Consider the following 13,964-nt stretch of genomic DNA (forward strand, 5'->3'; position numbering starts at 1 on the left):
GGCCAACCAGAAGGATAGACTGCATTCAGCAGTGGAGTTCTGAATCCTCTAGGGAAAACGAGCACAACGCTTAGTCAGTATTGCCACCGCACAGAGTGGCAACGCCCAAAAGTTGATCTCTCCAAGCGGGAATTAGAATCACTTGGCCTCAAGCACCTGTTCCATTGCTCGACGAATAGAATCCAGTGACAAAGCAATATCCTCTGCCGAAGTTGCCCAGGACGAGACACTGAGACGTAACGCCACTCTACCCTGCCACACAGTAGTACCAAACCAACACACACCCTCCTCCTGCACTATACGCACAATCTGTTGCAAAGCGGATTCATCATTGATACTGGCCACTACCTGATTCAGCACTACCTCATTGAGAATTTCAAAGCCTAATTTGGCCAGTCCATCAGCAAACTGACGGGCAAATCCACAGCACCGCTCCACCAGAGCGGCCACCCCCTCGCTGCCCATCTCCTGAATTGCCGCCCAGACCTCAACACCTCGGGCACGGCGGGAAAATTCGGGAACCATATCCTTCGGTGGCACCTGAACCCCAGCCTGTAAATATGGCGCCTGAGTAGTCATAACACGATGTACCATCTGGGCTTCACTACAGATAGCAACACCACAGTCGTAGGGTGTATTTAGCCATTTGTGCCCATCCACCGCCCAGGAGTCCGCTAACGCCACTCCCGCAGTCAGGTGCCGCTGTTTGGGTGATGCCGCCGCCCACAAGCCAAAGGCGCCATCTACATGTACCCAGGCCCCGGCCGCCCTGGCCATCGGGATAATTTCTTTAAAGGGGTCGAAATGACCAGAGTTCACGTTACCTGCCTGCAAGCACACGATGGTGGTTTCATCCAGCTCGGGAAAAGTGTCCACTCGCACACGGCCCTGATTGTCACAAGGAGCCTCCACCAATTGATTCTTGCCAATACCGAGAATCGAAAGGGCTTTATGCACTGTGACATGTGATTCTGCAGAGACGACAATCCTCAGTGGTGGGGCTCCGGCGAGCCCCGTTCTCGCCAAATCAATATCCATTCTCTCATATTGACGGTTGCGCGCTGCAGCCAAACACACCATGTTTGCCATAGAGGAACCAGTGGTAAATCCAACACTACTTTCTTCTGGTAACTCTAATAATTGCAGCAGCCACTGGGCGGCTATTCGCTCCAAGTAAATGGCCGATGGTGCCGATGATTCGAGTACCGCTACCTGGTCCCAGGCCGCATTCAAAATAGAGGCCCCCATTGCCGCAGGTGTGGAACCTCCAACCACCAAACCAAAAAAGCGACCACCGGTACTCGCCACAGTGGCGGGGGAGGCGTAATGATGGAGATCTGCAATCACTTGCTGAGCATCCTGTCCCTTGTTAGGCAGGGAGGAGTTTAATCTTTCCAACTCAGCCAACTCCAAAGATGATGGGCTGACTCTTTGTCCTCGAATACCAGAAATATACTCCTCAGCACACCGCGCTGCCTCAGATAGAGCTTTCAACGATTCTAAATTACTGGTGACTTTATTGTTTCCCATCTATCCACCTCATACTTCCTTTTATCAAATTTCTTCAACATTCTTAGGCGACAATGGAAATTTCGCAACAAAAATTAAAAATATCGATCAGATATAAACCGTTGAAAGAACTTCAACGCATATCTAATCAAAGTAGGCATTCTATAAATAATTTCTCGAAATAAAATCCCAGGTTTGCTCACAAAGTAACTGATGCCCAGCCGGGTTAGCATGGAGACCATCCTCAGAAAGCAGTGGAATAATCTCAAGTGCGCACCATAAACTTTCAAAATCCAGCACAGGGACTCCCTCATTAAAGGCAACTTCTCTAACCACCTGACTATAAAGCTGTGCATCTTTACGAAAGAAATAACTATCACTGTTACGGTAAGGCGTTGTTCTCTGCTCATCGAAAGGAATACCTGTCATTACAAAGCTGGGGGCAATCGAATTAGATGCTTGCAGTAGCTCTAACATCGCTTGACGAAAAAAATCTAGAGTTACCGTATTCTGTGCTTCTGCTCCACCAATGCGACAAATATCATTAAAACCGGGGTAAAGCCCTATTAAATGTGGCCTTCTCACAGAAAGTTCCAATGATACCCGCTGAGTAAGCGATACAACATTTTCACCAAATATTCCCAGGGCGTAGACTAGGTTTTTGGGATTCAAAGGTTCGAAGCGGAAACGAATCCTTTGCACAAAACCGCCCAACTCGGTATCACCTCGACCATAGATAGAACTGGAACCAATAAAAGCGATTTTTTGGGGTACTCTTCTATTCACAAGAATAACCTATAAGGTAAATTAACTTATATATATTCGCTAGAGGTCATCACCAATAAAAAATAGAGCTCCAACAATATATGAAACAAGGTCTTAAAGAGCCGCCATTCAAAATAGCATTAAATTTATCATTTAATAGGCGGTTAATATACCCACTTACCGCCTGCACCAAGATTCAACAATCAAATGATATTCGATAGTTATGCAGGAATTTCTTAAGCCCAAGGCTCGAGAAATCAATCACACGAGAATCCACCCTCCTTCGTGCCCATTTTTTTCGAAATGCATCCTCTAATATCCATTGACCCAGGGTGCCAGCCAGATGATTGCGTCTCTCACTCCAGTCTAGACAAGACTTGCATAATGGACGCCGAGTATTTTTCAATCCACCAATATCAACACCTAGATTACGGAAAAATTTCTTGCCGCTTTCAGTCAATTTCGTACTCTGAAACTCTTCGATGATGACACTTTCTGCCATTAGAGAGTCGTATAGGGCTACGCCGAGACTTCCTGCCAGGTGATCGTAACAAATTCGAGCTTTCCTAACATCGGGGTCTTTAGGACCAGTATCAATACTTCCTTGCACCGGAGCACTACTGATATTGAGTAGTTTCTCTAGTAACTCTGCTACCTCATAATCGCGCAATTGAAAATACTTATGACGCCCTTGTTTACGCACCACCAGTAAACCCCCTTCGGTGAGTTTGGATAAATGCGTACTCGCTGTCTGAGCACTGATATCAGCTTCACAGGCCAACTCAGTTGCCGTCAGGGCTTTGCCACCCATCAGTGCCATTAGCATTTTCGAGCGAGTCTTATCACCAATCAAACCCGCCACCAGAGATATATCAGGCTCCATAGACACACCAGATAGTTCGTTGTAGATCGAAGCATAAAAAAATTAGTGTCATAGAATGCAATGAATTCCAAACAGAGGCAAAACCTATGACGATCACCTGTTTTATCGAGTATCGTATTAATCCCTATCAGCTCGATGAATTTAGACAGTATGCGGAGAACTGGGGCAAAATTATCCCTGAATGTGGAGGAGAGCTAATAGGCTATTTTCTACCCTATGAAGGCACCAATAACCGTGCATTTGGCCTGATTAGTTTCGATAGTCTGGCGAGCTATGAGAAATATAGAATACGACTGAAATCATCGGAAGGTGGCCATGACAATTTTCTATTTGCTCAAAATCAACAATTTATCCTGGAGGAAAAGCGCTCATTCCTTACAGCAGTTCCATCTACTTATATACGCTTGAGGGGAGGATAAACTGGTGATCGCGGTAATTTTTGAAGTTAAACCTAAAAATGACAGCAAAGAAGTCTACTTTTCCAAGGCCCGGGAACTGAGAAAGTATCTCAAAAATATAAATGGATTTATCTCGGTGGAGAGATTCCAGAGCCTCAACAACCCAGACAACTTTCTCTCACTTTCTTTTTGGCGGGACGAGCAAGCCGTACAATCCTGGAAGTGCCAGAACCAACATCGGGAAGCTCAGAAATTGGGTAGAGTCAGTTTCTTTGATCACTACCGGATACGGATTGCCACAGTAATAAAGGATTACGATATTCATCGAGCCGATGATCAGTAATTGGCTCTTTTCTTCCAAATTCAACCACTATCCTCAATGGGGGAGCATACTCTCCCATTGAGGGGGTTTTAAAATATCAAATGCGCACAGTCCAGAAGAGACGAATAACATTCGCAGAGAAACTATAGGCAGGTTCACTTCCCGGAGTAATAGCCGTACTATCACCATGCACCGTAACATCGAGGAAATCCTCGTAGTCAAACAGGATATGATCCCAATATAGGTTTATAGTATTCCTGCGATTAAGCAGGGACCAGCGTTGTGGCAATTCATAAGATACACCTATACCAAGTGCTAGCGTGGTATAGTTACTCAACTCTTTGTCACGTGCTCGAAAACTGGTAGCTTTCGAATAGGGAAACAAGTCGCTATAAAAATCGGCACTGGTTTGCTGGTAATAGCGTATCTTACCTTCAAGGATCCATTCATCCTGCTCTTCTAGCGGGTGAGTGTAACGAAACTCGATATTATCCGCCGTTATTCCCCAGCTATCCGCATAGCGGCGATACTCACCTTTTATTGATGCACGGTAAGGCAATCGATATTTTAATCTAATAGCTGCCGCATCACTATTTCTGGTCCTTGGATAGTCCTCAGGTTGATAACTAAATCCCTGCGGAACTGTTGGATCAAGAAAACGTACAGTCCTATAAGGATTATTCAGATAACCTTCATCGGTAACCGTCTCTATGCTTAATTCAGCAATTAATTTTTGTGTAAGAATCTGATTCCAGCTCACCCCATAGCGACGGTGTTGGGCTTCATCAGAAAAATACTCATCATCATTGCGAAAAACTTCATCACTACCATAGCTGACACGCAGATCAATAGTACTTAGGTCGCCAAAGAATCCTTGACTAATGCCAAAGCCAACTGTTTGGGCCTCATAATCACTCTCCGAGCTATTGGTATAGCCTAAATTGATGGTGGTTTTATCCACCAAATAATCCACCCCGAGAGAGTACTGATCGCGCCGTTCAGTATATTCACTTGCAGTTGCCTCAACATCAATAGAGGCCCCGGAAATCATATCTACATAGTAATTTGCGGAAAAGGAAACATTGTTGCCGATATTCTTACGAATTAACACTGAAGGGCCATCAATGGTCACCCCTCCACCACTATAGGCATGGTACAGATTATCAGCTCGCTCCTCAGGTAACACGGCAGCAAAAGCGTAAGTAGGCAAAAATAACCCTACTGTAAAGAAATAACGTAACAACTTAGTTACAACCACATCCGCCTCCACTACCACCTTCGGCTCCCCTGGCCGCTTCGCGGGCTTCATAAACATGGTTCATATAACTGGCGGCGACTGGATCTCTCTCAAAACCCATAATCGGGTCCGCCAGATATTGACGCTCATAAGGAGCCACCCAGGGCGTTACTGTGCAGCCACTGAATAGCGATACCGCCAACAGCGGCAACAAGTAGCGCAACATTCTATTACTCCCGGATTAATTCCTTAATGATTTTCTTATAAGCTGCCTCATCGCCATCTCGATAGCCTTTATGGATATGGCGAACATTGCCATCTCTGTCGATAAAAACAGTACTCGGCATAGCATCAATACCGTACATTTTGCTCACCTCACTGGTGCTATCGAATAAGATGGGGAAGTCCACGGGTATTTTTCCCAGTAATTTCTCTGCATCAGATCGATGTGCATCTACGTTTACGCCCCAAACCTGGAATCCAGCGGCGGAATAACGCTCATGCAATTGATCTAGTAAAGGCATTTCCTGACGGCATGGCCCACACCAAGATGCCCAGAAATTCAGCATAATTACTTCACCGCGCTGCTCCGCCAGGCGCAGGTTCGCGCCTTGGTTAGAAGCCAGCGTAAAATCTCGGGATGGTTCTGCGGCACTAATACCTATCGACGATATTAGTAATATAAAAGCAGCAACGAGTCGTAACATATTAAAAATCCTTATTAACTATTCTTTTAAAAAAACTAGAAAAACACAGTAAAACCTAATTGGGTAGACAAATTATGAGTGGATTGTGCCTCCCCAAATAATTCATGTTCAAATACGTGATCACGTACATCGAAGCGTAATGCCAACCAATCATTGGCCAACAAGCGCACTCCAGCACCGAAGTTGTAGGTAAAATGCTCTTCATCTGCAAAAGAGGTATTGCCGGCACCACTCACCAGATAAAAATCCGTATTGAATGCCCAATCATCTGAAATGAAGTACTCTCCTTGGAAAATATTCCAACCCAGAGAAAAATTGTAATAGCTGAGTTCCCGTTGCTCATCGGTCAACAGAGGAGCAGCACCACTTAAACGCTCAAAGCTGGACTCACCCAGCTCAGTTTGCGCATAGGTGCCTTCCATAAAAATATCTTCAGTAATATGGTAGGAAACAGAGGTGCCATAGAGGGCATTAGATCCAAAGTCTTCTACATTGATGACTCCGGCAAAGATGCCCAATTCAATATTTTCACTGTCGATCAGTGCATCACGTACCTCTCGACGCTCCAAGTCTGAAACGACAATATCTGCAATAACGTCTTCACCTTGCTGGGCGACACAGGCCTGAGCACTGAACAGCGCGGATAGGGTTGCAGTGCCTACAGATATACGTCGAAACCAAGTTTCCACTCGACTATCTCCTGATTATTTTCCCGCGAGGTGAGCAGGTAGTGGTTTGTGTATTCCGCTTTTATGGCAAAGCGGCGCGATAGATACGTTTTTATGCCTATGCCTGCCAGCATTACTGTGTCCTGACGATCTTCCGTAGCAATAATGGTTGCGTTAGGTGATGTGATATTTAGACCTGCACCAAGTAGAAAATAGGGGGATAATCGCCAACGCGGGAACGGCTGATGCAGTATTGCCATTTGATAAACCTGGCTATCCGAAAATTCACCAACTGCCTGAGTAGCACGCAATTCGGTAGCTAAATTAGCGGTAAATTGGTAACCGATTCTTGTCGCCAAGGAATTAGCTCCGGCAAAATCGCCATAGGATAAGCCCAGATAAAAGAAACCCGCTTGCACATTTCTAAAATCGGGAAGGGAAACCCGCACCAGCTCACCCTCCTCACCATAAATGTTTTGCAAATCCGCAACTCGTACCCAGCCAGTCTTATTGTGCGCAGTCAATACCTTTACCCAATCGGTGCGGCGTTTAAGCAGCCAAATTTTTTCACCATATTCAGCCACATGAAAAATCGGATAACCGCGGCCAGGGCCTCGATACATATTGATAAATGCATTACCAACGGTAACTTGCTCTGCGTCATCCGGTATCTTGCTGACCACATTAATCGCAGTTGGAATTACCGCTTCTGATTTTTCCTCTACCGTGAGAAATGCCTCTGAGATATCTCCCGAAGATTCACCGACTTTCAGACTCTCGATCGATTGTGTTTCGCCAACTTCCTCTGCAAATACAAAGGAAGAAAGGAAGTTGACTCCAAACAGCAGGAAAATAAAAAGATAATTCTTTAAAATAGACATGGATCAGTCAGCCGGTGCCGCAAAAGGATCGTTATAGTACTGAGCGCCGATATCCAGCCACTCTGCAATTAAACGTAGTTCAGCCGGATTTAAGAGTCCCGTATGCGCACCACCAGTCGAAAAGATAGGAAAAAAAGCACTTTCTGCCGCAGTTTCAGCCATGACAGAAGAAGTAGTTACAACGATCATCACCGGTATAGGATTTCCATTAGCATCGAGAATCAAGTTACCATCTTCATCGGTTTCAAATACCGGGTTGCCCTGATTATCCGTCTCCTGCCTCAGCCGTGGAGTTAAAATTCCACCGACAAGATCCAATATCGGGCTATCAACTAGTAGTTCAGCATAGGAGGTAAACCAAGCATCGTTCACAGAAGACGCGCTTGCGGTCAGATCCAGCTGCGCGGCGGGAACTCGTGTAGCACCAGCCGCATCTACTGGTGAATGGCAGGCAGTACAGGTATTATCACTAATTACCGTACCGGCATTATCCACAACTTGACGTGGCAGATCCCAGATTGGCTGAATGTGCTGCTCGTAATGAATAACACTGCGGCAACTGCTCCCCCAATTATCCAGGCAGGCTAATGGAGCGGGGATTTCAGTCAATAAATCAGCGTAAGCCAGAGAAATATCAGTGTCTTTAACGCGAACTGCTGGATCGGTCCAGACATCAGAAAAGTGTATATCCCCTTTTAATCCAGCTTCTCCAACAATCCGAGCCAATAACTGCGCCATGGTTTCACCCATTTCCGCCAGTAATGCAGGCTCGGTATTTATAAATGGCGCCGCTGAAGTAGGAGCCCCACTCCAGGCAGATTCCAGCTCCATATCAACGCGACCATGAGCAACTTCACTCTCACTGGTATGGCAGCCCACACAGCTGCGTACCTCACCGGGTCGTAACTGCAACCAGTTATTGTGTTGTTCAAAAATTCTCTTACCCTCGGCATCTATCACTGAAATTGCAAAGGGAGTATCGGCAGGTATTTTGACCCGTACCGAACCATCCGGTTGAATAGGCGTATAGCCCAGGATTTCACGCATACCCTGACTGCGATTGCGACCAAAAGCCGAACCGTCAAAGTCCAGGGTGTCGTCATCTGGGATCGCTACAGCTTTTACAATACGGAGAAAACGTGCGGGACGCTCATCGGCAGTAGTCATAGCAGGATCAGCGAGCGTTTCTATTCCAGCAATATCCTCACCATCAAAATCGTAGACGCTACGGATATCCAAAATACCCACAGATTCCTGCACTAGATCGCCATCTACGTCTATTCCAGGAATTGGGTCGGGAATATAAGCCGGCTCCGTGCGGGGCTCCAGTGTCACCCCCTCGGAAATCATTTCACCCTCTTCCGCGACGATAATAGGTAGTTGAGTACCTGCCACGTAGTCATAAATCCACAGGCCGTAAAGAGGATCAGCTAATACCGGTTCCTCTTCTTCCCCTAAATTTTCTGGGCAGGGACGTAGCAGTTCCGTCTCTTCCTCCACAATGCGGCATTCACTCCAAGATACCAACAACCTGCTGGTACCATCGTAGAAAGGCCAAGCTGTGGAGAATGTGCCATGGGGAGAGAGGGTTCCATCAGTTGTGACCTCAGCAAAGGCGATAGAGGCCTGACCAACCAGGTCTCCCTCTCCGCCGGCTTCACTGTAGGCTTCGCTGTAATTGATTCCATCAATAGCCACCAGATCGCCGCCATAACTTACTCCCGAAGGCGAACGTAGGTTGACCAGTAAACGGCCATCTGGCATTTCACGCGGCCTGGAGAAAGTAGCTAGTGAATTTTCAGTGCCGGTCTCTTGGCTGTGATAACCATAATGAAAAGATAAGTCACTACCATCTGGTTTAATGGTATATAGGCTTAAGCGGTCTACACCGGCGGCATTATCCCAACGATTAAATAGGATACGTCCATTATTCAGTACTGTGGGATTAAGATCGTGGCTCTGATTGAAAGAGATCTGACGAATGTCACTGCCATCCGCCTCCATCACATGTAAAACAAAAGCGGGCTCATCCTGATCATCTGTCAGGGCAGAAAATTGTGGCTTATTATCATCCAATAACAAAGCGCGAGCACGACGCTGGCGACTAGAGGAAAATACAATACGTCCATCTGGCAAAAATGCCGGGGCAACATCCTGCCCTTCCTCTGCAATTAGATCGGACTGTATGACTCTATTCAGCTCTTTGGTTTCAAGATCATATAACCAAATATTCCAGGTAGGCTGTTCATCGTCATCAACATTTTCTAATTCTGGTGCGCGCATCGCAAATACCAAACGCTGTCCATCTGCGGAGGTATTGAGATCTTTAACATCGTAATCACCGGTAAAAATTTCTGCGGTAATTACTGTCTCTGCAGCACTTGCTGTAGCACGATCTTTCAGAATCAGTTCAGCACCGGGGAAAAAATCCTGGGGCTGGTATTGGTTATCTTGCTCTAGGGCTCCTTCATCATCCTTATTAAGCTGGCGACGCACGAAGGCAATAGGGTAATCCACCACTACAGGATCTTCCGCCTGCTCCCCACTACTAGAGGAACCGCCACCACCACTACAAGCAGCCACCAACAGTAGTAGTGGCACTGCACGCAAAGATTTCATTATTTTTTTCTACCCAGCATAGGCACCAGCAACATGCCGGTAATATTTGCAGAAGGCCCTTCATTATTTCTGTGTGCGGTTTTTGCCGCCGAGGGTAATTCTCGCAAGTTGCGCACAAAAAGTTTGCCAACTGGGACGCAAATATTAAAAGTCATTCTGACAGTCCTGAAATTCGCTTTTAGTATGCCTTGACATACCCCACTGACCCCATCGACAAAATAAACCAATGAAAAATAATTCGTCTCGAGCGCGTGTGATCCAGCTCACAGTGGTAGGCGCAATAATCGGGGCCGGCCTTTGGAGTGCCCCAGCCCTTGCGGCCCCTCAGGATCAGGCTCTGCAAATTCACAGCCGTATCACCGGCACCATTCCCTCTGAAAGTGTATTGCTGGATATGGCCGAGGACATCGCCAATGGCGATCCTGCCAGTGCTGCCTATACGGCAATGCAACACGATGACTTTTACAATGTGACCCTGAAAAATCTGGCCACACCTTGGACTAACGAGGAACAGGATGTGTTTGCGCCGTTAAATGATTACAGCGCAACCGTTATTGGTATGGTCCGGGACGATATGGATTTTCGCCAATTACTGTCAGCAAATATTCTGTATACCGGAAATGTCTCCGGGCTGCCAAGTTACAGTACCAGCAACAATAATCACTACGAAGCTCTGGAAGCTGGTGGTTATTCCCTGAAAGAAAATCTCACCAGACAAAGTCAGTCTTCCCTTAATGGGCTTCCGGCCGATGCTACTGCCGGTGTGATTACCAGTCGTGCCGCAGCAAAGGCCTTTTTTAGTGCTGGCACCAACCGCGCCATGTTCCGTTTTACCATGCTCAACCATATGTGCCGGGATATGGAGCAGGTGCAAGACAGCACACGTTCACCGGATCGAATTCGCCAGGATGTCAGTCGCAGTCCAGGGGGGGATAGCCGGGTATTTCAAAACAACTGCGTCAGCTGCCACAGCGGTATGGACCCTATGGCCCAAGCCTTCGCCTATTACGATTATGTCTACGATGCAGACAATGACCCAGAGGGCAACAACGGGGCACTCGACTATAACGGTGCAGGAGATACAGATCCGGAAACCGGCAGTCGCGTGAAAGCTAAAAACCACATTAATGCGGCAAACTTTCCCCACGGATACCAGCTTCCCGACGATCGCTGGGACAACTATTGGCGTGAGGGCCCCAACCTGCATCTTGGATGGAATAATGCCCTATCCGGTAGCGGTAATGGGGCAAAGTCTCTCGGTGAGGAGTTGGCCAACAGTCGTGCTTTCGCCAGCTGCCAAGTCACTAAAGTATTTCGCCAGGTGTGTTTGCGTGATCCTGAAGATGCCAATGATCGTGCACGTATAGAAGCCATCACTAACAACTTCAGCAGCTCCGGTTACAAACTGAAGCAGGTATACGCCGATACTGCGGTTTATTGCGCGGGAGATTAATAACAATGAAAATTTTTAAGAACCTGCAAATATCTACCCTTTTATGTACAGCAGCATTCCTTGCCGCCTGTAGTGGCGGCAGTGGCAAAGATACAGAAGAGCAGCCAAATACGAACCAATCCAATAACGGCACCAGCTATTCAGGCCCAGCACCGGAAACTGAAGATGTCAAACAGTACAAGCGCTATATCTGGGATAACCTGGCCGAACAGAATCGCTGTGGTAGTTGCCACGTAGAGGGCGCGCAGAGCCCCCATTTCGTACGCGGTGACGATATTAATGCAGCTTACGATGAAGGTCGTGAACTGGTAAACCTAAGCCTCCCGGAAGAGTCACGCCTGGTAACCAAGGTGGGCGGCGGGCACAACTGTTGGCTCTCCAGCGACGATGCCTGCGCTGAAATTATTACCAATTATATTGAAGAATGGGCCCGAGCCAGCGGCGGTCTCAGTAATACAGTCACACTAACTGCCCCAATTGAACGCGATGTGGGCGCGAGCAAGAGCTTCCCTGCCTCCAGTAGTAACTTCGGCACTACCGTTTACCCAGTATTGCGTAACTACTGTGCCAGTTGCCACAGCGAAGATGCCGCGCTCACACAAAAACCCTACTTTGCTAGCTCTGATTTGGATCTCGCCTACGAGGCGGCGAAAAGCAAAATGAACCTGGATACCCCTGCGGATTCACGCTTCTCTGTACGCCTGGGTAGTGAATTTCACAATTGCTGGGATAACTGCTCCAGCAACGCAGCGGAAATGACGGCGGCTATCCAAGCCTTTGCCGACAGCATTGCCCCTACTGAAGTCAATCCGAATTGGATCCTTAGTAAGGCTCTGCTTCTCACCGATGGTATTGTCGCCAGCAGTGGTGGCCGTATAGAAAATAATGCAATCGCCCTATATGAATTTAAAACCGGTAGTGGCACTACGGCTTATGACACTTCCGGGGTAAATCCAGCCATTGATTTGGCGCTTTCAGGCGATGTGGAGTGGATTGAGTCCTGGGGTTTGCAGCTTAAAGGTGGTAAAGCCCAGGGCGCTACGGCAACCAGCCGTAAGTTATACGAAACTCTCACTGCCACCGGCGAATACTCTATTGAGGTTTGGGCTGCACCAGCCAATGTCACCCAGGAAGGTCCCGCACGTTTGGTTACCTATTCCGGCGGTGACGATATTCGCAACCTCACCCTAGGCCAGGCGCAGTACAGCTACATATTCCAGAACCGCAGTGACAGTACCGATGCGGATGGAATGCCAGCTCTGATGACTGATGATGCAGACCAGCTGGTACAGGCGAGTTTGCAGCACGTGGTCGCGACCTTTGACCCGATCAACGGCCGTAAACTCTTTGTAAACGGCGCAGATACTGGGGAAATGGACCCCAGCGAAGCGGGGCTTTTGAGCACTTGGGACGACACCTTTGCCCTAGCGGTTGGTAGTGAAGTAAGTAACGGAAATAGCTGGCAGGGTTCTATCCGCATGCTGGCGATTCACTCTCGCGCACTCTCTGCCGAGGATGTTGCCACCAACTATGAAGTAGGTGTCGGAGAAAAATACTTCCTGCTGTTTAAAGTTGAAGAACACACCGGCATTGCCGAAAGCTACGTAATGTTTACCGTTCAGCAGTTCGACAACTATGCCTACCTGTTCAGTGAACCTACCTTTATCAGCCTGGATGAAAGTGTCGATCCGAAAGGTATCGCTATCGAAGGCATGCGTATCGGTATTAATGGTCGCGAAGCGGAAGTGGGCCAGTCTTGGGCTAACTTATCCGCCGAAATCGATGATAGTTATGTTCCCCTGCAAGGCCAGAAGCTGTCGAGGCTTGGCACCATCATTACCCTCGATAAAGGCCCCCTGGAAGATGAGTTTTTCCTAACTTTCGAGCGTATCGGCAACGCTAGCTTTACTCGTGTAGAGCCCACACCTGCCGAACCACCGGAGCCAGCAGATCTGGAGGCCCAACCGCGTATTGGCCTGCGCCGCTTCGAGCAGATTAACGCCAGTCTCTCTCGCGCCACCAGTATTTCCAGCGCCCATCCGGATGTGATGGAAACCTGGGAAGCCGTGAAGCGCCAGCTACCTATCTCCAGTGATATCAGCGGATTCCTGGCTGCACAACAAATGGGTATCACCCAACTTGCCGTGAAATACTGCAGCACCCTGGTGGATTCCAATGCGCGCGGAGGTTATTTCCCAGGTTTTGATTTTAATGCTCCTGCCAATACAGCTTTTGACAGCGCTAGTAAACGAGCACTGGTGATTGATCCATTAATGGAAAGCCTATTGGGTCACGAAATGACCTGGCATGACGGCAGCCACTCGCAGCTGTCTAGTGCACCAGACCTGGGCACCGTAGAAGCAGAATTAAACAGCCTGATCAACACCATGACTGCCTGTGGCAATGGTTGTGAAGCAGATCGCACCGAGACCACGGTCAAAGCCGTATGCGCCGCCGCCATGGGCAGCGCTATGATCCTGATTCACTGATTAAAAAAACGGGCTGCCGCCCAGGTACGGTTT

Annotated in this window: 14 protein-coding genes; 4 read left to right on the plus strand and 10 right to left on the minus strand. The window is 47.8% G+C overall.

All coding sequences use genetic code 11. The features are described 5' to 3' along the window. Nucleotides 1-138 precede the first annotated feature (138 nt). From ACJJIO_RS08345 to ACJJIO_RS08355, 3 genes are all read right to left on the minus strand, one after another. On the minus strand, nucleotides 139-1,530 hold the full coding sequence (locus ACJJIO_RS08345) for a pyridoxal phosphate-dependent decarboxylase family protein (RefSeq protein WP_444910716.1): 1,392 nt from the start codon (nucleotides 1,528-1,530) through the stop codon (nucleotides 139-141). A 141-nt stretch (nucleotides 1,531-1,671) separates the two neighbouring features. Beyond that, nucleotides 1,672-2,295, minus strand: a complete 624-nt coding sequence (locus ACJJIO_RS08350) for a GDSL-type esterase/lipase family protein (RefSeq protein WP_444910717.1) — start codon at nucleotides 2,293-2,295, stop codon at nucleotides 1,672-1,674. A gap of 175 nt (nucleotides 2,296-2,470) precedes the next feature. Then, nucleotides 2,471-3,157: an ArsR/SmtB family transcription factor gene (locus tag ACJJIO_RS08355; protein ID WP_444910718.1), complete on the minus strand. Its 687-nt coding sequence runs from the start codon at nucleotides 3,155-3,157 to the stop codon at nucleotides 2,471-2,473. 86 nt (nucleotides 3,158-3,243) lie between these two features. On the opposite strand from ACJJIO_RS08355, the gene ACJJIO_RS08360 reads away from it, so the two are divergent. Next, nucleotides 3,244-3,576, plus strand: a complete 333-nt coding sequence (locus tag ACJJIO_RS08360; protein ID WP_444910719.1) for an NIPSNAP family protein — start codon at nucleotides 3,244-3,246, stop codon at nucleotides 3,574-3,576. A gap of 4 nt (nucleotides 3,577-3,580) precedes the next feature. Next, the gene (locus tag ACJJIO_RS08365) at nucleotides 3,581-3,898 is read left to right on the plus strand and encodes an antibiotic biosynthesis monooxygenase family protein (protein WP_444910720.1); all 318 of its coding nucleotides are present in this window, start codon (nucleotides 3,581-3,583) and stop codon (nucleotides 3,896-3,898) included. A gap of 76 nt (nucleotides 3,899-3,974) precedes the next feature. Here the strand turns inward: ACJJIO_RS08365 and ACJJIO_RS08370 are convergent, their stop codons facing one another. From ACJJIO_RS08370 to ACJJIO_RS08400, 7 genes are read right to left on the minus strand one after another with little or no spacing between them, the layout of a single operon-like run. Then, on the minus strand, nucleotides 3,975-5,135 hold the full coding sequence (locus ACJJIO_RS08370; RefSeq protein WP_444910721.1) for a DUF3570 domain-containing protein: 1,161 nt from the start codon (nucleotides 5,133-5,135) through the stop codon (nucleotides 3,975-3,977). Next, complete coding sequence (locus ACJJIO_RS08375; protein ID WP_020414172.1) at nucleotides 5,122-5,340, minus strand: DUF4266 domain-containing protein; 219 nt, start codon at nucleotides 5,338-5,340, stop codon at nucleotides 5,122-5,124. The genes ACJJIO_RS08370 and ACJJIO_RS08375 overlap by 14 nt, the downstream gene beginning before the upstream one ends. A gap of 4 nt (nucleotides 5,341-5,344) precedes the next feature. Then, nucleotides 5,345-5,821 (minus strand): TlpA family protein disulfide reductase, encoded by a 477-nt coding sequence (locus ACJJIO_RS08380; RefSeq protein ID WP_444883052.1) that lies wholly within the window; start codon nucleotides 5,819-5,821, stop codon nucleotides 5,345-5,347. A gap of 35 nt (nucleotides 5,822-5,856) precedes the next feature. Then, nucleotides 5,857-6,510, minus strand: coding sequence for an outer membrane beta-barrel domain-containing protein (locus ACJJIO_RS08385; RefSeq protein WP_252083674.1), 654 nt, complete (start codon nucleotides 6,508-6,510; stop codon nucleotides 5,857-5,859). Further along, entirely contained in the window at nucleotides 6,480-7,370 is an 891-nt protein-coding gene (locus ACJJIO_RS08390) for an SH3 domain-containing protein (protein WP_444910722.1), read from the minus strand. The genes ACJJIO_RS08385 and ACJJIO_RS08390 overlap by 31 nt, the downstream gene beginning before the upstream one ends. Before the next feature lie 3 nt (nucleotides 7,371-7,373). Further along, the gene (locus tag ACJJIO_RS08395; protein WP_444910723.1) at nucleotides 7,374-9,989 is read right to left on the minus strand and encodes an HzsA-related protein; all 2,616 of its coding nucleotides are present in this window, start codon (nucleotides 9,987-9,989) and stop codon (nucleotides 7,374-7,376) included. Then, nucleotides 9,989-10,144 carry a hypothetical protein gene (locus tag ACJJIO_RS08400; protein WP_444910724.1) on the minus strand — a complete coding sequence of 52 codons (156 nt, stop codon included), beginning with the start codon at nucleotides 10,142-10,144 and terminating at the stop codon, nucleotides 9,989-9,991. Before ACJJIO_RS08400 ends, ACJJIO_RS08395 begins: the two co-directional genes overlap by 1 nt. 71 nt (nucleotides 10,145-10,215) lie before the next feature. On the opposite strand from ACJJIO_RS08400, the gene ACJJIO_RS08405 reads away from it, so the two are divergent. Together ACJJIO_RS08405 and ACJJIO_RS08410 are read left to right on the plus strand one after the other, a co-directional pair. Next, nucleotides 10,216-11,442, plus strand: coding sequence for a hypothetical protein (locus tag ACJJIO_RS08405; protein ID WP_444910725.1), 1,227 nt, complete (start codon nucleotides 10,216-10,218; stop codon nucleotides 11,440-11,442). A 5-nt stretch (nucleotides 11,443-11,447) separates the two neighbouring features. Continuing rightward, complete coding sequence (locus tag ACJJIO_RS08410; protein WP_444910726.1) at nucleotides 11,448-13,931, plus strand: LamG domain-containing protein; 2,484 nt, start codon at nucleotides 11,448-11,450, stop codon at nucleotides 13,929-13,931. The last annotated feature ends 33 nt before the right edge of the window (nucleotides 13,932-13,964 follow it).

It is taken from the genome of Microbulbifer mixtoriginis (SeqCode) (genome assembly GCF_052467235.1).

Bases quoted from the DNA above. Each gene is read 5' to 3' on its own strand.
- ACJJIO_RS08410 (WP_444910726.1), top strand. From the start codon at position 11,448: ATGAAAATTTTTAAGAACCTGCAAATATCTACCCTTTTATGTACAGCA.
- ACJJIO_RS08405 (WP_444910725.1), top strand. From the start codon at position 10,216: ATGAAAAATAATTCGTCTCGAGCGCGTGTGATCCAGCTCACAGTGGTA.
- ACJJIO_RS08400 (WP_444910724.1), bottom strand. From the start codon at position 10,144: ATGACTTTTAATATTTGCGTCCCAGTTGGCAAACTTTTTGTGCGCAAC.
- ACJJIO_RS08380 (WP_444883052.1), bottom strand. From the start codon at position 5,821: ATGTTACGACTCGTTGCTGCTTTTATATTACTAATATCGTCGATAGGT.
- ACJJIO_RS08360 (WP_444910719.1), top strand. From the start codon at position 3,244: ATGACGATCACCTGTTTTATCGAGTATCGTATTAATCCCTATCAGCTC.
- ACJJIO_RS08395 (WP_444910723.1), bottom strand. From the start codon at position 9,989: ATGAAATCTTTGCGTGCAGTGCCACTACTACTGTTGGTGGCTGCTTGT.
- ACJJIO_RS08390 (WP_444910722.1), bottom strand. From the start codon at position 7,370: ATGTCTATTTTAAAGAATTATCTTTTTATTTTCCTGCTGTTTGGAGTC.
- ACJJIO_RS08355 (WP_444910718.1), bottom strand. From the start codon at position 3,157: ATGGAGCCTGATATATCTCTGGTGGCGGGTTTGATTGGTGATAAGACT.
- ACJJIO_RS08375 (WP_020414172.1), bottom strand. From the start codon at position 5,340: ATGTTGCGCTACTTGTTGCCGCTGTTGGCGGTATCGCTATTCAGTGGC.
- ACJJIO_RS08345 (WP_444910716.1), bottom strand. From the start codon at position 1,530: ATGGGAAACAATAAAGTCACCAGTAATTTAGAATCGTTGAAAGCTCTA.